We start from the raw sequence: 20466 nt of genomic DNA, 5'->3' as shown, positions 1-20466 counted from the left end.
GCATGTTGCGCATGCAGGTGTCCTTCTAACTCATCCATTCTTTCGTGATTCTGTCATTTGCTTCCATACAGATCCTTTTGCTTCTTCGCCTTGCTCAATTCTTTCAATTGCTAGTTTAATTTGCAGACTTACTTCAAATTCATTATCATTTTCAGCTGCTTTTAAGGCAGGAAGCGCTTTTTCGTCGCCTACTTCGTATAAGAACATTGCTGCACGCCAGCGAACCAGCTTGCTTTTATCAGATAATGCTTCCATCATTTTTTCAGAAGCTTCTGGGAAGCCTAGATCTGATAAACAATCCCCCGCCGTTCTTCTCACTGTGACCGATTTATCTGTTAGCGCTTTATATAGATAAGGTAGCACTTGAACGTCTTCAATCATCCCTAAGTACACAGTTGCTAATCTTCGCACAGACGCTTTTTCATCTTGAAGGGCAAAGTCAAGTACATCTAAATCATCTAAGGAAGGATCAGCCATTTGCTCAAGCTTTTGATAGCGTATACGCCAGTCCTCCGCTTTTAAATCATCTGGAGTAAGTTTAAGACGGACTCTTGGTGCCAATGCTTCTTCTGATTCTGGACTTTGGGCTGCAGTGATGAGTGTTTTTACTCTTTCCTCTGGGTATGCAGCTAGAATCTCATCCACTACTTCTTTACCTACTTGTTCGAATTCACCATAACGCACTCCTAGTTCTTTCCACTTTCTTACCATGACTACATTATCATCAGGTGCTTGTGCATCACCTACAGCTTTAACATAAAGTTCCGGTAAGCCAAAGCGCTTTTCTTCTGTACCATCTGTTAATTTCACTTGCATCGGTATGCCTTTATACGTTTGCACAAAAGCTTGTACTTCACCAAAATGTTCATTTACTTCCGTTCCCCCAGCACTCTCAGCTTCTTCGCCAAAGGCTGCTCTCACTTGAGGAAGTAAATCTTTCCAATCGAATTTCGCATTTCGTTCGACTGCAAGAAAATCGGCTACATGATAGACACCTTTAATCCCATCTATTTTTAAGATATCAACAATAACTTCCGGCGCACCTTCAGCCTGACCTACTTTGTAATTATTGCTTGTCCCCATAGGCAGTTCTTTATCTAAGATCACCTTCATCGTATTTGGACTTGGTGTAGGTTCAATCGCTTTTATAATCAATGAAATCACCCTTTACTTTAATTATTCTCTCATGATAATTATTCTAACATAAATCATCGTCTACTTTCATTTATCTACATTGATTAAGCATCTGCCCATTCAGACAGATAACTCCAACGTTCAATTAGATATTCTAAATCATGATTTAGCTTTTTTTGTTCATCCATGAGCTGTTGAGCTTTCTCGAAATCACTACCAATATTGTTCATATCCTCATCGATTTCTTTCAAACGACTTTCAATCGCTTCCATTTTGTCATCGATTTGCTCCCATTCTCTTGCTTCATTATAGGAAAGCTTTTTCTTTTTTGGTTTACTTTCTTCCTTTACTTCTACTATCTTTTTCTCTTCCGCTTTTTTACTTGATGCTTGTTTTGATTTTTCAAGGTATTCACTATAATTCCCATAATAACTAGTTATTTCCCCATTTCCTTGTAATACAAGTAATTGAGTGGCGACTTTATCGAGAAAATAACGATCATGTGAAACCGTTATCACCACACCAGCGAAGCTTTCTAAATAATCCTCTAGCACCGTTAACGTCTGTGTATCAAGATTATTTGTCGGCTCGTCTAAAAGCAACACATTCGGTGAAGTCATTAAGATTTTCAATAAATATAATCTACGTTTTTCTCCACCTGAAAGTTTTCTAATTAATGTACCATGCATATAAGGTGGAAACAGAAAACGCTCAAGCATTTGTGCAGCAGATATCGTTTTTCCGTCAGTGGTTTCGATTACTTCGGCCGCTTCCTTTAAGTATTCAATCACTCTTTTGCTCTCATCCATTTCTTCACTTTCCTGTGTGTAATAAGCGATTTTAACCGTCTGACCGATGATTCTCTCACCTTTGTCTAACGGTAACTTGCCGGCTAAAATATTTAGAAAAGTGGTTTTTCCTGTCCCATTTTGACCAATAATGCCTAGTCGGTCACCTGGTTTCACTAGCAGGTCATAGTTTTTTAGGATGGCTAAATCACCATAATATTTTGTCGCTGATTTCAACTCAAATACTTGCTTTCCTAAACGACTACCACTTAAAGACATGTCTAATTTTTCACTTGAAGTAACATTTGTCAATTTTTCATCTAATTGATCAAAACGATCTATGCGCGCTTTTTGTTTGGTTGTTCGCGCCTTGGCACCGCGTCTCATCCACTCTAACTCTCTACGATATAAATTCCGTTGTTTATCGATTACAGCCGCCTCATTCTCCTCTCGAATCGCTTTCGCCTCAAGGAATGCTCCATAGTTACCTTTATAACTGTATAATTGTGCCGCATCAAGTTCAAACATCCGGTTTGTCACACGATCAAGGAAGTAGCGATCATGTGTCACAAGCAGAATCGCTCCCCGGTATCGGGTAAGATGCTCTTCTAGCCATTGAACCGATTCATGATCAAGATGATTCGTTGGCTCGTCGAGAATTAATAAATCACTATCTTGTATCAACGTTTGTGCTAACGCTACCCGTTTTTTTTGTCCGCCTGACAATTCACCAACTTTTTTTTCAAAGTCGGCAATACCTAGTTTTGTTAGGATGGTTTTGGCATTTGTACTTGCTTCCCATCCATTATTAGCATCTAATTTTTTTTGTAATTGGAAAAGATGCTCCTGTACTTCGCTATGATCTGGATGTTCATTCAAAGCGATTAATGCTTGCTCATACTCTCTTAAAAGAACCAGTAAAGGAGAATCGCCTGCAAATACTTGTTCAAGTATAGTCAATTGTTCGTCTAATTTAGGTTCTTGTTCAGCATAGGAGACTGAATAATCCTTAGGCGCAATAATCTCTCCAGCATCAGGCAAATCAATACCAGCGACGATTTTTAACAGTGATGACTTTCCTGTTCCATTTACACCAATTAAGCCTACGCGGTCACTTTCTCCGATAGTAAAATTAATTTGCTTAAATAGCTCTTTTTCACCGTAAGTTTTTGTTATATTTTCTAAAGATATATTTTTCATTTCGACCATCCATTCATTAATCTATCTAAACCAGCTATATTGCGGTTAGGCTATTAACTATTCTAATAGCTAATTGTAACATGAAAAATGGCGATCCGTGATATATTCATGCTTATCAACTTTACTCATACAATTTTTTATAAAAAAAAGTCGAGACAATAGGAACTGGATTTTTCTACTAAGCTCCGCTTTTTAGCGTTGCCGTGTAAGAATACCATCTCACCTATTGTCTCAAACCTCTAATATTGATCTAATACTATTAATGTTTGTTGTGTGTGGTCAATTAAATCAAGTAAGTCTTCTAATTGATCTTCTGTTATCAGTCTGTCAAAATTGACCACTATCTCTTGCGTCCATTCATTCTCTATCTTTATTAATCGTTGTTGAACGGTACGGCGATTCCCCCATTGTTTAACGACTTGCTCGTAAGCTGATTCTAACTTATTTTTTTCCTGTTTTTGCAGGATAAAAGTGATGGATAGATGAGCACCGATTGCATTTGTAAATGGGTGCGCAGGCTGCAACTCTGCCGTAATTTGCTGCAAATTGGCCTGTAAGGTAATTTTTGCTGATAAAGTGCTAGTAACGGTTGTATCCGTAAATGTGATGTCATAGCGTCGGCTAAATTTCGCTAGATTCATCCAATCATTTCGATCGATTATCTTCATTTCACCCGTTAAATCAAAATCATAAATATGCCCCTCTAAAACAACCTTCATATTATCAAAAGCTATTGGGTCAAACAATGTATCAGTTCCCCTTTATATTGATTAAAATAATCCTTTCGCTTGTCCTTGTTGGTCCACATCCATTTGCATCGCTGCAGGTACTTTAGGTAACCCAGGCATTGTCATAACCGCTCCTGTTAATGCCACAATAAAACCGGCACCTACAGAGGGCTTTAATTCTCTTATAGTTATTGTGAAGTCAGAAGGAAGACCTAACTTTGCTGCATCATCGGATAATGAGTATTGGGTTTTAGCCATACAAATAGGGAGCTGAGACCAGCCAAAGCGTTCAAAATCGGCTAATTGTTTCTTTGCTTTCGATGTAAACTCAACTCCACTTGCACCATACACACTTTTAGCAATTGTTTCAATTTTCTGTTCTAAGCTGTCATGTAAATGGTAAAGTGGCGTAAACGATTGGTCTGTTTTTGCAATTTGCTCTAACACTTTCTCTGCTAACTGTAAGCCACCAGTTCCTCCTTCTGCCCACACTTCTGTTAGTGACCATTGTATATTTTGCTCCTCACACAACTCTTTAAAAGTCTCAATTTCATCTGTAGAATCACCATTAAAGCGATTAAGTGCAATAACGAAAGGCAATCCGAAACTCTGAACTGTTTCAACATGCTTTTTTAAATTAGAAAATCCTTTTGCTAGTGCAGCCGTGTTCTCTGAGCTGAGATTTTCCTTAGCGACGCCCCCATGCATCTTAAGTGCACGAATCGTCGCCACAATGACAACTGCATCAGGACTTACACCCATATTTCTCGCTTTTATATGTAAAAATTTCTCTGCTCCTAAATCGGCGCCAAATCCCGCTTCTGTTACAACATAATCAGCTAACTTCAATGCCGTGTTTGTCGCGATCACACTATTACAACCATGTGCAATATTCGCAAATGGTCCACCGTGTATAAGTGCAGGTGTATGTGCAAGAGTTTGTACTAAATTAGGCTTTATCGCCTCTTTTAATAAAAGGGTTAAAGCACCTTCAGCACCTAAATCAGCCACCGTAACCGGTTGTTTGTTAATATTATAAGCAATAATCATTTTGCCTAATCTTTTCTTCAAATCATGTAGGTCTTTCGCTAAACATAGTACTGCCATTACTTCAGAGGCCACTGTAATATCAAAACCATCTTCTCGCGGAATACCTTGAGCAGGTCCCCCCAGACCAACAATGACATTTCTTAGCGCACGATCATTTAAATCCATCACTCTTTTCCAAATAATTCTTCTCTGGTCAATTTTAAGATCATTTCCTTGTTGGATATGATTATCGATTAAGGCAGATAAGGCATTATTCGCTGTAGTAATCGCATGAATATCACCTGTAAAATGAAGGTTAATATCTTCCATCGGTACGACTTGTGAATATCCCCCTCCTGTCGCTCCACCTTTAATGCCCATTGTTGGACCTAGAGAGGGTTCTCTCATGGCAATCATCGACTTTTTCCCTAACAGACTTAATGCATCACCTAAACCTACAGTAACAGTAGATTTCCCTTCGCCTGCAGGTGTGGGGTTAATGGCTGTAACAAGAATTAATTTCCCATTTTCCTTATCTTCCACTCTTTTAAGTGTTTCGGCTGTAAGTTTCGCTTTATATTTACCAAATTGCTCTAGATCATCGGCTGTAAGTCCGAGCTTTTCCCCAATCTGGTGAATTGGTTTCATCGTTGTTTCTTGAGCAATTTCAATATCTGACTTCACATATTTCCCCATCGCTTTTCCTCTCCTCTATACCAGTTGTCATTGCAAGCGTTACTATTGTATCACTTCCTAAATCTAAATAATGATATGTGACGAGAAATTTTCAAATTAATTATAATTTTAAGGTTTTCAGGTTGCTCAATAAGTTAAACGTCTTTATAATAAGTTTATTGAAATTTCACACAGTAGGGGATGATCACTTGCCAATTACCATTCCACAAGGACTTCCAGCACGGGAAATTCTCGAGGAAGAGCAAATATTCATTATGGATGAAGGTCGCGCTAAGGGGCAAGATATTCGCCCATTAAACATACTTATACTAAACCTCATGCCGCAAAAAGAAAAAACAGAAACCCATTTATTAAGGTTATTAGGTAATACACCGCTTCAAGTTCATATTACCTTGTTGAAAACAGTTACACATCAATCAAAAAATACAAGCCACATACATCTTGAGCAGTTTTATTCAACATTTTCTGAAATCAAACAAAAAAAATTTGATGGCATGATTATTACGGGTGCTCCGATTGAATTACTTTCCTTTGAAGAAGTCGATTATTGGGAAGAGTTAAAAGAAATAATGGACTGGACAAAAACCAATGTCACGAGTACACTCCATATTTGTTGGGGCGCACAAGCAGCACTTTACCATCATTTCAATATTGATAAGTTTGAGCTACCGGAAAAATGTTTCGGCGTGTTTGACCATGATGTAGAAAATTGGTCAGAAAACTTATTACGCGGTTTTGATGACTCTTTTGTCGCACCCCATTCAAGGCATACGGATATATCATTAGAAGAGTTAAAGAATCATAGTAAGGTCAAGGTTCTTGCTGCATCACCTCAAGCGGGTGCTTTTATTATGAGCGCCAATGAAGGTAAACAAATTATGATTACCGGTCACCTTGAATATGAAGCAACGACACTTGCTGAAGAATATGAGCGAGATCGAGCAAAAGGATTGCCCATAACCATTCCGAATCACTATTATCCCAATGATGACCCAACCAAGACACCAAAAAACAAATGGCGTTCGCATGCCCATCTATTATTCTCCAACTGGTTAAATTATTATGTTTATCAAGAAACACCTTATGAATGGGATTAAAAATAGCCAATCCGTAGAATATACGGATTGGCTATATTTTATTTTTCATACATTGTGAATAGGAATTGATTTTGAAGAACTAGACAGTTGACAATTAAGAGGATTCTTCTCGGACAAAAATGGCCACAATAGCAATCTCGGCAATAATTTTGATTACTCCGTTTCGTGCAATAGGAGAACTATTATTGAGAGATTCTTAATTCCTCCCCTTGGGAAACAGTAGTTTAAGAACTGAGATTCATTATTGCATTATGATCAGGTCAGTTTCCTTATCAAAAGCGGTGTTTTCCCCTTTTTGCACTACTCCCTATTGTCACTTTCATCGCCCATGAGCAGCGCCTCTCTTTTGAGGCCCTTATAAATACCCTTATACAAACATCCATTGCATGTAAACTAATTCTGCTGCACATAGCCACCTTCTTCATACGGTTGGACAACGACAAAACCTTCGCCTGAAAATTTCATTTGCACTGAGTCACCGCTACCACGGCCTACAAATGTTTTGAATGAGACATCAGCAACGAATTCCGGTTGCAAATGGCCAGACCAAGCGACCGTTGCATGGGGATCTGTTAATACCGGTTTATCAGGAGTTACCTTTAGTGTTAGTGGTTCATAATGAGTCGTTATTGCAGCCATTCCCTCTCCTTCTAAGCGAATATTGAATAACCCACCTGAAACGATGCCTGCTACTTTTCTCATAAGCTTGACGTCCCACTTCAAACTTGGCTCAAACGCTAATAAATCATTGGCACTCACACATAATGTATCATTATGAAAGCGAATAATAGAAATCTTCTTTCCTTGATCCGCTAAATAGAGTTTCCCCCTGCCAGTTGCTTTCATAAGAGCTGTGCTCTCCCCAGAGAAAGCACGTTTAAACATTTTCCCAATTCCATGTTCTAAAATCCCTTCGCGAACAAATTTGATTTGACCTTCATACGCAATCATGGAGCCAGCTTTTGCCCAAATCTGCTGTTGTAAGTTCACTTCTAATAACCGATCCGTTTCTAACTCAAATAATCCCTGACCTCTATCTTCTTGCTCTGTTTTCTCAACAAACTCTGATAATGAGTACCTACTCATAAGCTCACTCCTTTTGGAAAATAAAAATCCACATAAATGATAATGCTTGCTGCAATGGAAGAGGTAATCCGCCTTTAGGTAATGACTCTGCAGCCTTTTTATAAACACCTTGCTCTGCCACTTTTTTCATTGGGAGCCCTTGCATTAGCTGTTCAAACTCCCATGGCATCATCGTGTTGCAAATGACCTTTTCTCCTAGTAACCTAGGAAAACTATTGTTTCTAGGTCCTGCAGTTGGTCCCAGTATCCCAAAACACCCATAACCACCCGGCTTCAATATTCTCACAGCCTCTTTCACTGCATTATACGGATTTTCTGTCCATTCCATAGAATTTATTGCCAACACCCCGTCAAAATGATGCTCAACAAATGGGAGTTCTGTTAAATCCCCTTTGATGAATTGGTTATCATTCGTTTGGTTCACCCGATTTGCTTTTATAAGCATTTCTTCAGATACGTCGACCCCGACTACATTGATGGCATGTGTTGAAAGCTTATAAGCCCCCATTCCATCACCACAACCAAGGTCACATACATGATTATTCGCCTTTAAGTACTGCAGGAAGAAAGGGATAATTTCCTTGCGGCTCCCTTCATTCCACATACTTGCTGATCTCTTATGCCAACTATCCGACCGCTTATCCCATTCTGTAGCCGATGCCTTTTTCCAATCAAATTCAGCCATCAAATATTCACCTAGCTCTCTTTATACCTATTTTTACATTATGTGATATAAAAAATTTAATTTTCTGTCTATATTAATGTAAAAAAAGCAGAGTTATCCACCCTCCATAACTCTGCTTTTATTCTTCTTCATTTTTTCGTTGTACCACTCTTAATGACTCTACTCTATCTTTATTCTCTTCGAAAAACTGTACTAAATCACCAATGCGGTCAATAGCATCCCAACTTAAATGATGCTCAATTCCCTCAACATCTTCATAGATATGTTCTTCTTTCACACCAATAATTCGAAGCATTTGCTCTAATAACTCATGGCGGTAAACGAGGCGTTTGCCTATTTTCTTTCCTTTTGTCGTTAATACTAAACCACGGTATTTTTCATATACGAGATATTCATCTTTATCTAATTTCTGCACCATTTTAGTGACTGAAGAAGGGTGGACAGATAGTGCTTCTGCGATATCAGAAACGCGTGCATAGCCTTTTTCTTCAATTAATAAATAGATTTGTTCTATATAATCTTCCATACTAGGTGTTGGCATGTGGATCCTCCCAAAAAAGGCTAACATCTATGATAAACGATACTTGTTACATACAGTATAGCCGCTTACTTGTTCAAAAAAAGCATAATGATAGTGGTTTCATAAGCTGTTATAACGCAAATGAAAAACCACTACTTAAAATATTACTATAAGAATCCTCATGAAACAAGGAAGATATGGGAATAGACGGAAAGAGTTAGGTTGGAAACTTAAATTTAATTTTATTTTCCTTTTTATCCCACATCAATGCTGCTGCAAACAATTTGTCTTTCCCTTGGAAACCTTCCAGCACATCAGTCTCACCACTTTTCAATAGTTGTTTCACTATTTTTTGTGTCATTGACTTACCGAGAATTTTCTTAGATAAGGTAAATGTACAATTCTTTTTCTGATAGTTACTACAACCAAAAAATTTACCCTTGTCTATCACTTGACCATCACATAATTGACAATTGCCTAATGGGGATTGTCGCTTTTTCTTAAATGTTTTTGGGATAAATTGTTGTTTATCTTCTTCAGAGAATATCCATTCATTCGTTACTTCCTTCGTAGCCGCAATTAAATGATGGACCATTTGACTTGTTTGATCCATAAATTGTTTAGGTGATGCCTCTCCTTTAGAGATTTGCTTTAAGCGTTGCTCCCATTTCGCCGTCATTTCAGGAGACGCTAATATCTCTTTACCAACCGCAATAATGAGAACCTTGGCTTTTGAAGTAGCATAGACCATATTCTTTTTTACATCAATATAACCACGATCTTTTAGCATCGTAATAATGCCCGCTCTTGTTGCTTCAGTTCCAAGTCCTTCTGTCTGTGTTAATACTTGTTCCAGTTCTTTATCATCAATATGTTTTCCTGCTGTCTTCATCAACGTTATTAATTGACCTTCAGTGTACCTTTTAGGAGGCTGTGTTTTACTCTCCTTTACTTCTGTTTTTTCTGTTATTCCTTTATCTCCCTTATCTAATAAGGGAAGATTCACATCTTTATCTTTCTCAACTGGAGAAATCACTTGACGATAGCCTTGATCAGCAATTACTTTTCCTTTAGAAATGAACATCGCTCGCTCATCAACCAAGGTTTTAATTGTCGAGTACTCGATTATTGCTTTCTTATGGTGGGCAGCGATGACACTTTTCGCAATTAGGTCATAAAGTTTTTTCTCCTCCGATGCAAGTTTGGAGAAGTCTGGAATTTGCTCAGTCGGAATAATGGCATAATGGTCAGTGACTTTCTTTTCATCCACATAGCGCTTATTCTGAACGATGGAGGAAAACGGTAAAGGAAAGAAATCCTCAAAATCCTTTATTTTTTCATATCGAGCCAAAATTTGTGGTAATGTGTTTGCTTCCTCCGTGGTAATATGCCTTGAATCGGAACGAGGATAAGAAACCCATCCTTTTTGATATAACTTTTGAACAATATCAAGTGTTTTCTTAGGTGAGAATTTAAAACGCCGATTCGCTTCTGCTTGAAGTGCTGACAAATTATACAATTGAGGCGGTAGGAATTCTTTCTTTTCCTTTTTTATATCTGCTATTGTTGCTTCCTTCCCCTGGCAAAACAAAGCAATTTTCTCAGCTAATGCGCTGTCCATAATACGACTATTACCCTTATCTTCCCATTTCCCCTTATATTTTTTCCCGGTGATCTTGAAGGTTGCTTCTACTTCCCAAAAAGGTTCAGAAACAAATGATTCAATTTCAAGCTCCTTTTTTACAATCAATGCTAATGTAGGTGTTTGTACTCTACCAACCGAGAATACATCTGAGAATCCTTTTTGTTGTAATAATAACGTATATAATCTAGAAGCATTCATTCCGACAACCCAATCAGCACATGATCTTGTATAAGCTTCGAAAAAAAGGTTTCTCGTTTCTTCTTCATTTAATAACTGTTGAAACCCTTTTTTAATGGCATTCGGCGTTAATGAAGAAATCCATAATCTCTTCATTGGCAAATTTGATTTTGCTTGACGCAATATGTTTCTTATTATCAGTTCTCCTTCTCTCCCTGCATCTCCCGCATGAATGACTTCATTCACCTCTGGATGTGATAAGAGCTTTTTAATAACCTGGAATTGCTTTATTTTATCTTTGGAGACTTCGTGCTGAAACTGGTTAGGTAGAAGAGGGAGTGTATCTAATGTCCATTTTTTCCAAGTTGTATTATACACTTCAGGAGGAGAGAGTTGACATAAATGCCCGATAGCCCATGTGATAAAACCACCATCTGTCAAAATTGGATTAGGAAGAATTTCGATATAGCCTTGGTGTTTCTTTTTGGGGAAAACGGAAGCGAGTGTAGCTCCTTGGTCTGGTTTTTCTGCAATAATTAGTTTCATTCTTACTCTCTTTTCTATCAAAATATTATGTTTCTATCTTACTAAAAAATGTGAAGAAAGCAAGAAGTAAGAGTAAGATATACTTAAGAGGGATTACTATAAATGATTTATTACATTCCCGTTCGTAAACTCTTATATAACAAAAGTAGAATAAAGGCTGCTATTTTAAATAACAGCCTTTCTCACATATGAACACGATTTAAGGGGCAGTAGATTCTGATCGAAAACGTTTATGATTCATCTTTTTACCTAACAGTCCTTTTGTTGGTGAAAAGATAAACACGAGCGCGAATAGAACCCCACTCATCATCGCCATTGAACCAGAGATTGAACTGTCAATCCAGGTAGCTACATAATAACCACTAATCGCTGCTAGTACTCCGAAGAATGCACTTAAACACAGCATATGACTTAGTTTATTGGTTAATAAATAAGCAGAAGCACCTGGTGCTATTAACATCGCTACGACAAGTATGGCACCGACACTATCAAATGAAGCGACAGTTGATACTGAAACCATGCCCATCAATAAGTAATGAATAAACATAACTGGAATACCAATAGCCGCTGCAAGGGCAGGGTCAAAAGATGTAATTTTTAGTTCTTTATAAAATAACATCATTAAAATAATATTTAGTATCAGTATACTCAATAACATGATGAATGCTTTTGGAAGCGGTGGTAAAAAACCGATTTCCACCATGTCGAATGGAACAAAGGCAATTTCACCCATTAAAGCATGATCGACATCTAAATGAACACTATCAGCAAACACTGTAATAAGTATCACGCCAATAGCAAAAAAGAAGGTAAACACGACGCCAATTGATGCGTCTTCCTGAATGCCTTTATGATTAAGAAATTGGATAAGCATAGCCGTAAATAAACCAACTATTGCAGCACCGATAAGCATATAAATTCCATTCATTGATTGACTGATTAGAAAAGCAAGCACAATCCCCAACAAGACCGTATGACTAATTGCATCAGCGAGCATCGCCAACTTCCGTAAAATAAGGAAACAGCCGATTACACCACAAGTAATGCCCACTAATGATGCGACAATAATAATCCAAATTTCATAACTCATCTACTTCACCTGCCCTTGTTCACGAAGAAGCTTTTGATTGGTCATTCTCCGTTTGATTTTAAGCGTGATGATACCACGAGCAGGTGCAAACAGAATGGATATAAAAAAGATAATCGTAGCAGTTACTACGATAAAGGGGCCAGTTGGAATCCCTCTATCTAGTGAACTAATTAAAGTACCAATCACACCTGATATCGCTCCGAATATGCCAGAAATTATGACCATTTTACTAAGTGAATTCGTCCAATAACGGGCGGATATTGCAGGTGTAATAAGTAATGCCGCCATCAGAATGACACCGACTGCCTGGATACCGATTACAACAACAGCTACTAAAAGGGTCATAAATAAAAAGTTTAACGCGCTAACCGGTAAACCTAAGCCTTTAGCGAATTCCGCATCAAAGGTAATTAGTTTAAATTCTTTAAAGAAAATAATGGTCACCATAAGTAATAATGCTGCTGCCCCTGCCATTAATTTCACATCACTACTAACCATTCCTGCTGCCTGACCAAAGATAAAAGAATCTAGACCGCTCTTATTGCCAGAAGGCATTTGCTGTACTTTCGTTAGTAAGACAATACCTACGCCGAAAAACGTGGATAGAATTAAACAAATGGCCGTATCTTCTTTTAAAATAGACGCGGAGGCAATGTATTGAATACAATAAGCAGCTAATAAACCTGTAACGGTTGCTCCTATTAAAAGGATGATGAGCGACCGCTCTCCTGTTAACATAAACCCTATACATATTCCTGGTAATGCAGCATGTGCAACAGCATCTCCGATTAAGCTTTGTTTTCTTAGTAAGGCAAAACTCCCTAAAATACCACTAGCTAACCCTAGAAGAAGCGTACCAATTAACACCCACTGCGTATTTGCTGCTAGTAGCATTTGCCCTATTTGTTCCATCACTCATGTCACCTCTTTTGTTCCACCATTACTTTTCCTTTATCTAAAAAAGCTAGCTTGCCCCCGTATGTTTGGTGTAATTGTTCTACTGTAAAAACCTCTTCAGTGACACCAGATGCAATGACTTCTTTATTTAATAAAATACAATGGTCAAAGTATTCTTCAACTGTTTGTAGGTCGTGATGAACAACAATGACCGTTTTCCCTTGATCTTTAAGGTCTGTTAATAATTGTATAATCGCTTTCTCTGTTGCTGCATCCACACCGACAAAGGGTTCATCCATAAAGTAAACTTGTGCGTCTTGAACGAGCGCTCTAGCTAAGAATACCCTTTGCTGTTGCCCCCCGGATAATTGACTTATTTGCCTATTGGCGTAAGAATCCATTCCCACTTTCTTCAAACTTTCTTTTGCGAGTATCGTATCCTCTTTACCTGGTCGTTTAAACCAACCGATATGGCCATACCTTCCCATTAAGACAACATCTAATGCACTTGTTGGAAAATCCCAATCCACTGACCCTCGTTGGGGCACATAACCAACAAGACGATCTTTTGCTTTGTAAGGTTTTCCGTATATTTTAATCTCACCTGACACTTTAGGAATTAGGCCCAATATCGCTTTAATTAAAGTGGATTTTCCGGCACCATTTGGTCCAACAATTCCAGTTAAACTGCCTTTTGGTATTGAGAATTGAACATCCTTTAGTACTGCTGTTTTATCGTAGGCTACAGTTAAATTTCTTATTTCTATTGGATTTGTCACTCTAATCACTCCTATATACACTTACATAAAAACAATCTTTATTTTAATGATTGAACAATCGTATCTACATTATGTTTATACATACCAACATAAGTGCCCAGTTCAGTGCCCTCTTCTCCCATAGCATCAGAGTATAATTCTCCCCCTATACTTACCGTATGGCCCTTTTCCTTCGCTCCTTCAATCACTGCATTAATTGAACGTTCGGATATACTTGACTCTACAAAAACGGCATTGATTTCTCTATCAGCAATTGTATTCACTAAATGTTGCACATCCCCTAAACCATATTCAGCGTCTGTACTTAACCCTTGTAAACCCATAACTTCCATATCATAAGCATTACCAAAGTAATTAAAAGCGTCATGAGCAGTGACTAGAACACGTTTCTCTTCAGGAATTAAATGAATTTGTTCAGTAGCATATGCTTTTAATTCTCTCAGCTCTGTAAAATATGCTTCTGCATTCGCTTCATAATCATCTTTATTTTCAGGATCTACTTCAATCAATGCATCCTTTGCTGTAGTCAATGCCTCTATCCACAAATCAATATCGAACCAAATATGTGGGTCTACCGCATTTTGATTATCTTTATCAGCTAGTAAGTTAGATGGTTCTAATGAATCGCCTACTGCCACAACAGTGGTTTTCTCGCCCATTTTCTCTAACACTTCAAGCATCTTGCCTTCTAAGTGCAAGCCATTATACATAATTAAATCTGCATCTTGAAGAAGACTAATGTCACTTTGCGTTGCCTTATAAAGATGTGGGTCTGTGCCTGGTCCCATCAGACTATTTACTTCCACATGTTCACCACCGATATGCTCAATACCATCAGCTATTTGAGCAATAGTCGTTGTTACTTTTAATTGATCATTTTCGGTATTTCCTGCTTCATTACTTGAACAAGCTGTAAGCACCATTAAACTAAACATAGTAACTAATATTCTTTTCATCTCTACCCTTCTCTCCCTTTATATTCCTTATTTGATTATATGCATACTTTTTTAATCGATACACTTTTTTTAACTAAATCTATAAAAGTTTCCTATGTGCAACATTTTAACTCATGGTGAAAAAATCGTCAATAAGTAAACATGACAATACAAAAAAAACCCGCAAACAGCGGGTTTCTCCATTTATATCATTAACTGCATCAAACTAAGGTTCGTTTATCAACTTCAGGAACAATTTTTTTCTCATAAGAGACTAAAGTATCACTACTGCTGATCTTTTTTCCTCGAAACGATTCCATTTTTTATTTGAAACCAATCGACTTCATTTATAATGTGGGCAACGGTGAGGATATATGATGGGATCGTCTCAATTGAAAAAATGATTGCACCGATATCTTTGTCATATAAAATAAAGGAATCCCCATGATTGTAGTGTAAAATCTCATGTCCCATTTTAACAATCGATTGAAAAATAATATTCTTTTCTATATCATCAGCATCCACATTAATAGAAAAACGCAAAATCCACTCCCTCTCATCGATGCGAAAACGATACATATGGCCACCTTCTTTGATTGATTTACCTATCATATGAATGCCGCGTTTAATTATGACACTTTCTTCCTAATAACGCATAATACAAAACATGTATCTAAGCTTGTCATTCTTACTTCAACCAATCATTTAGGATGGTTATATTCTTCTAAAAAAAGCTACTTCTATCACCAAAATATCTATTTGATAACCCAACATAGTAGTGCTCATCCACACCCTTTTGAAAAAACTGAAATTTTTACAATATTTTAAAGAAAAAACTTTCAGATTTCTTGACGGAATTCGATTAGTATTGTATATTTAATACATCATTTAACAGAATATATTTCCTATATTCCATGACAATATTGCAGTATGTTTATGTTGGATGAAAATTTTTTCTGAAGGCTTGGAGCCTTCAAAGTTTTAGGAGGAAAAGTTCACATGCAAAACGGTAAAGTAAAATGGTTTAACAATGAAAAAGGTTTCGGTTTCATCGAAGTTGAAGGTGGAGACGATGTATTCGTACATTTCACAGCTATCACTGGCGAAGGCTTCAAATCTTTAGAAGAAGGTCAAGAAGTTTCTTTCGAAATCGTTGAAGGTAACCGCGGACCTCAAGCTGCTAACGTTGTAAAACTTTAATCTGTATATAATCAAGGCTGGCAAAATTGCCAGCCTTTTATTATGTAAAATTTTTGCCAATACTTTGGATTTTTTCTCCTACGGTACATTTGGTTATACAAAATCGGTGAGCAAAGTTTCGTCCATATTCTTTGCGATGATATTTGTATAAAAAACAATCCTCACAATAAAAATCAATGACTTGATCAACCTCTTTTACTAATTTCTTTTTCTCATCCACAATAAACCTTCCTTCCTATAACAACTGCATTTTACTATAGATTTTTTTCCCGTTTAAACTTTGGGTCGCTAACTTATGTGCTTCTTGATTTTCTTTTCTTACAATAGGAGTGTACGTTACATTTAATGATAATAGGCTCACCTTTTCCTCAATCCGATCTAACCAATCATTTAATACTTTCTCATAACAAGGCCATTCGCCAGCTAATTGCATTAATAGTCCTTTTGCATCTCCTCTTATTTCACAAGTCTGCCGACTGACATTTAATTCTTCTAATTGTGAAAGAGCAAAGAAAAGGGCAGCATATTCCGCTTCATTATTTGATTCTAACTCGTGAAAACATTCATTGGCTCTTATACGATACTTTTTCTTTCCTTGTCGATAGTAGATAACGGCCCCTAAGCCTGAGGTCTTCGTTTCGTCATAAAAGCCACCATCAAAATAAATCACTAAATCATGCGGTTCTTCTTCTACTTCTTCTAATAGCTTATTTAATTCTTTTATGGTCCAAGATGTACCGTTTTCATCCAAACACTTTATTTCCGTCCATTTAGGATGATGAGAAAACTCTTCTCCCATATCAAGGGCAGACTCACCATCTAACCATTCGGAAGAAAATAAATAGATTTCGTTATTTTTTAGTTTATAAGCTGCAATCAATTGATATTTCATTTATTTTAACACGCCTTTTAATAAAATGATGATTCAAAAATAAGGTGCTTGTATGCTACACTTACTTGTAGTTTGTATTTTTCATCATATGTTTTTCTGTAGCAAAATATCTCTTTAATGTTATACGATTATTATGAACATTTCTCCTTCATCGCATTACAAAGAACTCCCACTATTTTATCACAAAAGGAGGAATTGCATTGATTGAAGTATATATAGACGGTGCAAGTGCTGGTAATCCTGGTCCGAGTGGTGCAGGTATATTTATAAAAGCGAACGGAAATGTAGAGAGGCATAGTATTCCACTTGGAAATATGGAGAACCATGAAGCAGAGTTTCAAGCATTGATTTTAGCATTAAGAATTTGCATAGAAAATAATTATCGAACCGTTTCCTTTCGCACGGATTCACAAGTGGTAAATGCGAGTATTGAGAAGGAATTTGCCCGTAATAAAAAGTTTGCTCCCCTTCTTGATGAAGCACTTGAATTAAGTAAGCAGTTCGACCTTTTCTTTATGAAGTGGATACCAAGTATACAAAATAAACCCGCGGACGAATTGGCAAGAGCGGCTATTCGGAGAAATAAAAAATAATGTGGCAGTCAACTAAAACGGCAGACTTCTCTCTTCTACTTGTCGCGTTCATTTGGGGCACTACTTTTGTTCTTGTACAAAATGCTCTCCAATCTCTTAGCGCCTTTTCATTTAATGGTATTCGCTTTCTTATTGCTGCATTTTTCTTAACCATAATGGCGATTATTTTTTATAGGAAGCAGTGGGAAAGACCAACTAAACGTACACTAATGGCAGGTATCTTGTTAGGTTTGTGTCTCTTTATCGCCTATACATTTCAGACAATTGGGCTTCATTATACTTCTTCTAGTAAAGCAGGTTTTATTACTGGTTTGAGTGTGATTCTTGTCCCTATATTATCACTTTTTATATTAAACATAAAGATTACTCGTTATGCTGTTATTGGCGTATTTGTCGCTACATTAGGACTTTACTTACTAACAGCACAAGATATCTCTGCATTTAATAAAGGTGATGGTTTTGTATTCATTTGTGCATTAGGTTTTGCTTTGCATATCATATTAACAAATCTATTTGCACAGGCTCATTCAGCTATTATTTTAACTATTATCCAAGTAACAACTGTGGGTTTACTCTCTATTTTATCAGGTTTTTTCTATGAGGGATGGTCTTACGATAGTGAATTATTATTCAGGCAAGAGGTTATATTCGCCTTACTAATTACAAGTATTTTAGCTACAGGGCTGGCCTTTTTAGCACAAACACACTTCCAGCAATTCACCTCTCCAACAAGAGTCGCTGTTATATTTGCAATGGAGCCTGTTTTCGCTGCACTGACAGGCTATATCTTTGCTGGAGACCGTTTATCGATCATCGCCATATTTGGTTGCCTATTCATCCTACTTGGTATGATATTAGCTGAGTGGCCACAAAAAGAACGTTTTACTGAGAATTCAATCGAAAAAAAATGAACTGTACCTCCAATTGTTAGCTCATATGTCTAAAAATTGGGGCGCAGTTCAGCCTCCACATCATGCTTGTTCATTTTTTATGTTTTAAATAGATATATGCAAACTCTTTTTCATATAGTTAATTGCTTCCTTGCGGTTCGGTATATTATTTCCCATAAAACGCTCTAACAGTGATAAATAAAAACTGCCATCAAATGATTTTTGCGCCTTTAATGTCATCTCTATTGCTGTATTAACTAATTCATCTGGTGCATTTGTGTAATGTTTACCGAAGTATATAAAGCCTATACTATCTTCTTCAAGCTGAAATCCTTTACCTTCTAAATGGCATAAATATTCTTCTAACGATTTCAATGGTCGCGCCAGTCCCCTCTTTTTCTCCTACTCAATACCTATATTTTAGCTTTTTTTTCGACAAGTTTCTACAATATTAAGTGAAGTATTCTAACTTTGCTTCAGGAAAGAATTTTACCATATATTGATAGAGCGTCTCCTTTATATCTTCCTCTTCTTCTTTTTTATAAACATATTTTCCAATCCCATACTTTCCCCATTTATATCTTCTTTTTTCCTCATCTAGTTCAAGTTTTGTCATTGGATAGTTTTTTTCAATTACTCGTTTCGCCGGCTTAGTAAAACGATGTTGAATAAATTCAAAAGTTAAATCTTTTTTTGCTTCAATCGGCAACTCGGCTTCTAACCGTTCAAACATTTCATAATATCCTTGTTGCCAACCGTCATGTAAATAAATAGGTGCCACAATAAAACCGAGCGGATAACCAGCTCTCGCCACTTTACCAGCAGCTTCTATACGATCTTTCAATCTTGATGTTCCAGGTTCAAAAAACTTAATCACATAATCAGCATTCACACTAAAGCGAAAACGTGTTTTACCATTATGGTTCGCATCTAATAAATGATCGACATGATGAAACTTTGTCACAAACCGCAATTTACCATATTCTGATTGCCCAAAATGTTCAATCGCTCTTTTTAATGTGTGAGTAATATGGTCAATGCCAACAATATCTGATGTACAAGATGCTTCAAATCTTGTTATTTCTGGTGCTCTTTCCGCCATATATTCATCAGCAGCAGTTAGAATCTCGTCTACATTTACATATGTGCGAATATAAGGTTTACTTCCCATTGTTGTTTGTAGATAACAATAATGGCAATGTCCCATACATCCAGTTGCGAATGGAATCGCATATTCTGCTGAGGGCTTTGATGTATCAAACTTTAACGTTTTCCTTATACCGACAACTAACGTAGATTTAGCGACACGATATTTTTGAAAATCATTGTCCCCTGGTAAATTTCTGACTTGATTATGGGAGGTTGTATACCTTATTTCTACATCCGTACTTTCAAACCGCTTCTTTAATTGTTGGCCAAGTGGATAATCCAGCGCGTTTGGTTCAAAATAAACAAGTTTTGGCTCGAATGGCTTCAATCGTCTATCCCTCCTTGGAGGGTATCATTAAAATAGCTCCCATATGTTTCATATGCTTCTGCTTCATTCGAGAAAACAGCCACTTCCTCTGTTAATGGATAATAATTTTCATATAAAAACAATGCTAACTCACCTGGTCGCTCTGGGTTATTGACGACCGCAGCAGCCTGAATATTAGCTACATCTTGTGTATGCGGATTACGATAAAAAACATAAACAATATCACCAGCATTATAATTCATCATAACGTCTCCTTTAAATGAATGATCTATCATACATTTTGTGTTAGTTTCTTAAATACTTGCTATAATAATTTTGGTAAATTTATTGAGAGGAAGTGCAATATACGATGAACCGGAAAGTTTTGGTGGGGAAAACGCAA

The 20466-nt window shown here is 37.0% G+C and carries 22 protein-coding genes; 4 read left to right on the top strand and 18 right to left on the bottom strand.

The features are described 5' to 3' along the window. Positions 1–30: 30 nt before the first annotated feature. The 4 genes from LCM23_RS14010 to LCM23_RS13995 all read right to left on the bottom strand — a co-directional run bounded on the left by LCM23_RS14010 (position 31) and on the right by LCM23_RS13995 (position 5575). A complete protein-coding gene (locus LCM23_RS14010; RefSeq protein ID WP_224937512.1) occupies positions 31–1155 on the bottom strand; it encodes a conserved virulence factor C family protein in 1125 nt (374 codons plus the stop codon). Between the two features lie 83 nt (positions 1156–1238). Then, entirely contained in the window at positions 1239–3122 is a 1884-nt protein-coding gene (locus LCM23_RS14005; protein WP_224937511.1) for an ABC-F family ATP-binding cassette domain-containing protein, read from the bottom strand. 239 nt (positions 3123–3361) lie between these two features. Continuing rightward, positions 3362–3868 carry a hypothetical protein gene (locus LCM23_RS14000; RefSeq protein ID WP_224937510.1) on the bottom strand — a complete coding sequence of 169 codons (507 nt, stop codon included), beginning with the start codon at positions 3866–3868 and terminating at the stop codon, positions 3362–3364. 24 nt (positions 3869–3892) lie between these two features. Further along, a complete protein-coding gene (locus tag LCM23_RS13995; RefSeq protein ID WP_224937509.1) occupies positions 3893–5575 on the bottom strand; it encodes a formate--tetrahydrofolate ligase in 1683 nt (560 codons plus the stop codon). Positions 5576–5763: 188 nt separating this feature from the next. On the opposite strand from LCM23_RS13995, the gene metA reads away from it, so the two are divergent. Beyond that, a complete protein-coding gene (gene metA / locus LCM23_RS13990; RefSeq protein ID WP_224937508.1) occupies positions 5764–6672 on the top strand; it encodes a homoserine O-acetyltransferase MetA in 909 nt (302 codons plus the stop codon). A gap of 393 nt (positions 6673–7065) precedes the next feature. On the opposite strand, the gene LCM23_RS13985 is transcribed toward metA, so the two are convergent. From LCM23_RS13985 to LCM23_RS13945, 9 genes are all read right to left on the bottom strand, one after another. Beyond that, the gene (locus tag LCM23_RS13985) at positions 7066–7758 is read right to left on the bottom strand and encodes an AIM24 family protein (protein WP_095372842.1); all 693 of its coding nucleotides are present in this window, start codon (positions 7756–7758) and stop codon (positions 7066–7068) included. Positions 7759–7762: 4 nt separating this feature from the next. Continuing rightward, positions 7763–8443 carry a class I SAM-dependent methyltransferase gene (locus LCM23_RS13980; RefSeq protein WP_224937507.1) on the bottom strand — a complete coding sequence of 227 codons (681 nt, stop codon included), beginning with the start codon at positions 8441–8443 and terminating at the stop codon, positions 7763–7765. Between the two features lie 118 nt (positions 8444–8561). Next, complete coding sequence (gene mntR / locus LCM23_RS13975; RefSeq protein WP_095372840.1) at positions 8562–8984, bottom strand: transcriptional regulator MntR; 423 nt, start codon at positions 8982–8984, stop codon at positions 8562–8564. 196 nt (positions 8985–9180) lie between these two features. After that, positions 9181–11331 carry a DNA topoisomerase III gene (locus tag LCM23_RS13970; protein WP_224937506.1) on the bottom strand — a complete coding sequence of 717 codons (2151 nt, stop codon included), beginning with the start codon at positions 11329–11331 and terminating at the stop codon, positions 9181–9183. Positions 11332–11530: 199 nt separating this feature from the next. Next, a complete protein-coding gene (locus tag LCM23_RS13965; RefSeq protein ID WP_224937505.1) occupies positions 11531–12421 on the bottom strand; it encodes a metal ABC transporter permease in 891 nt (296 codons plus the stop codon). Next, positions 12422–13333: a metal ABC transporter permease gene (locus LCM23_RS13960; protein ID WP_318247537.1), complete on the bottom strand. Its 912-nt coding sequence runs from the start codon at positions 13331–13333 to the stop codon at positions 12422–12424. It abuts the gene before it with no gap. Positions 13334–13341: 8 nt separating this feature from the next. After that, a complete protein-coding gene (locus tag LCM23_RS13955) occupies positions 13342–14097 on the bottom strand; it encodes a metal ABC transporter ATP-binding protein (RefSeq protein ID WP_224937504.1) in 756 nt (251 codons plus the stop codon). A gap of 38 nt (positions 14098–14135) precedes the next feature. Further along, on the bottom strand, positions 14136–15053 hold the full coding sequence (locus tag LCM23_RS13950) for a metal ABC transporter solute-binding protein, Zn/Mn family (RefSeq protein ID WP_224937503.1): 918 nt from the start codon (positions 15051–15053) through the stop codon (positions 14136–14138). Positions 15054–15317: 264 nt separating this feature from the next. Next, positions 15318–15644, bottom strand: a complete 327-nt coding sequence (locus LCM23_RS13945; RefSeq protein ID WP_224937502.1) for a hypothetical protein — start codon at positions 15642–15644, stop codon at positions 15318–15320. 387 nt (positions 15645–16031) lie between these two features. Between LCM23_RS13945 and cspD the strand changes: the two genes are divergently transcribed. Continuing rightward, on the top strand, positions 16032–16232 hold the full coding sequence (gene cspD / locus LCM23_RS13940; protein ID WP_053476725.1) for a cold-shock protein CspD: 201 nt from the start codon (positions 16032–16034) through the stop codon (positions 16230–16232). A 40-nt stretch (positions 16233–16272) separates the two neighbouring features. Here the strand turns inward: cspD and LCM23_RS13935 are convergent, their stop codons facing one another. Together LCM23_RS13935 and LCM23_RS13930 are read right to left on the bottom strand one after the other, a co-directional pair. Then, positions 16273–16452, bottom strand: coding sequence for a zinc-finger domain-containing protein (locus LCM23_RS13935; protein WP_095372834.1), 180 nt, complete (start codon positions 16450–16452; stop codon positions 16273–16275). A gap of 15 nt (positions 16453–16467) precedes the next feature. Next, complete coding sequence (locus LCM23_RS13930; protein WP_224937501.1) at positions 16468–17124, bottom strand: reverse transcriptase-like protein; 657 nt, start codon at positions 17122–17124, stop codon at positions 16468–16470. A gap of 200 nt (positions 17125–17324) precedes the next feature. On the opposite strand from LCM23_RS13930, the gene LCM23_RS13925 reads away from it, so the two are divergent. Both LCM23_RS13925 and LCM23_RS13920 read left to right on the top strand, forming a co-directional pair. Next, positions 17325–17717: a reverse transcriptase-like protein gene (locus LCM23_RS13925; RefSeq protein ID WP_224937500.1), complete on the top strand. Its 393-nt coding sequence runs from the start codon at positions 17325–17327 to the stop codon at positions 17715–17717. After that, a complete protein-coding gene (locus LCM23_RS13920; RefSeq protein ID WP_224937499.1) occupies positions 17717–18628 on the top strand; it encodes a DMT family transporter in 912 nt (303 codons plus the stop codon). Before LCM23_RS13925 ends, LCM23_RS13920 begins: the two co-directional genes overlap by 1 nt. Positions 18629–18712: 84 nt before the next feature. On the opposite strand, the gene LCM23_RS13915 is transcribed toward LCM23_RS13920, so the two are convergent. The 3 genes from LCM23_RS13915 to LCM23_RS13905 all read right to left on the bottom strand — a co-directional run bounded on the left by LCM23_RS13915 (position 18713) and on the right by LCM23_RS13905 (position 20329). After that, positions 18713–18982: a DUF6123 family protein gene (locus LCM23_RS13915; protein WP_224937498.1), complete on the bottom strand. Its 270-nt coding sequence runs from the start codon at positions 18980–18982 to the stop codon at positions 18713–18715. A 76-nt stretch (positions 18983–19058) separates the two neighbouring features. Then, entirely contained in the window at positions 19059–20084 is a 1026-nt protein-coding gene (gene splB / locus LCM23_RS13910; protein ID WP_224937497.1) for a spore photoproduct lyase, read from the bottom strand. Further along, positions 20081–20329 carry a transcriptional regulator SplA domain-containing protein gene (locus LCM23_RS13905; protein ID WP_224937496.1) on the bottom strand — a complete coding sequence of 83 codons (249 nt, stop codon included), beginning with the start codon at positions 20327–20329 and terminating at the stop codon, positions 20081–20083. Before LCM23_RS13905 ends, splB begins: the two co-directional genes overlap by 4 nt. Between the last annotated feature and the right edge of the window lie 137 nt (positions 20330–20466).

This window comes from Cytobacillus kochii (assembly GCF_020171845.1).
GTDB lineage: Bacteria > Bacillota > Bacilli > Bacillales > Cytobacillaceae > Cytobacillus > Cytobacillus kochii.
Note: the sequence above shows the minus strand (reverse complement) of the source record. Positions and strands in the feature narration are given on the sequence as shown.

Excerpts from the sequence above, each read along its gene's own strand:
- LCM23_RS14005 (WP_224937511.1), bottom strand. The coding sequence starts at position 3,122 with ATGAAAAATATATCTTTAGAAAATATAACAAAAACTTACGGTGAAAAA.
- LCM23_RS13995 (WP_224937509.1), bottom strand. The coding sequence starts at position 5,575 with ATGGGGAAATATGTGAAGTCAGATATTGAAATTGCTCAAGAAACAACG.
- LCM23_RS13985 (WP_095372842.1), bottom strand. The coding sequence starts at position 7,758 with ATGAGTAGGTACTCATTATCAGAGTTTGTTGAGAAAACAGAGCAAGAA.
- LCM23_RS13980 (WP_224937507.1), bottom strand. The coding sequence starts at position 8,443 with ATGGCTGAATTTGATTGGAAAAAGGCATCGGCTACAGAATGGGATAAG.
- mntR (WP_095372840.1), bottom strand. The coding sequence starts at position 8,984 with ATGCCAACACCTAGTATGGAAGATTATATAGAACAAATCTATTTATTA.
- LCM23_RS13970 (WP_224937506.1), bottom strand. The coding sequence starts at position 11,331 with ATGAAACTAATTATTGCAGAAAAACCAGACCAAGGAGCTACACTCGCT.
- LCM23_RS13965 (WP_224937505.1), bottom strand. The coding sequence starts at position 12,421 with ATGAGTTATGAAATTTGGATTATTATTGTCGCATCATTAGTGGGCATT.
- LCM23_RS13960 (WP_318247537.1), bottom strand. The coding sequence starts at position 13,333 with ATGGAACAAATAGGGCAAATGCTACTAGCAGCAAATACGCAGTGGGTG.
- LCM23_RS13950 (WP_224937503.1), bottom strand. The coding sequence starts at position 15,053 with ATGAAAAGAATATTAGTTACTATGTTTAGTTTAATGGTGCTTACAGCT.
- LCM23_RS13945 (WP_224937502.1), bottom strand. The coding sequence starts at position 15,644 with ATGATAGGTAAATCAATCAAAGAAGGTGGCCATATGTATCGTTTTCGC.
- cspD (WP_053476725.1), top strand. The coding sequence starts at position 16,032 with ATGCAAAACGGTAAAGTAAAATGGTTTAACAATGAAAAAGGTTTCGGT.
- LCM23_RS13930 (WP_224937501.1), bottom strand. The coding sequence starts at position 17,124 with ATGAAATATCAATTGATTGCAGCTTATAAACTAAAAAATAACGAAATC.
- LCM23_RS13920 (WP_224937499.1), top strand. The coding sequence starts at position 17,717 with ATGTGGCAGTCAACTAAAACGGCAGACTTCTCTCTTCTACTTGTCGCG.
- LCM23_RS13905 (WP_224937496.1), bottom strand. The coding sequence starts at position 20,329 with ATGATGAATTATAATGCTGGTGATATTGTTTATGTTTTTTATCGTAAT.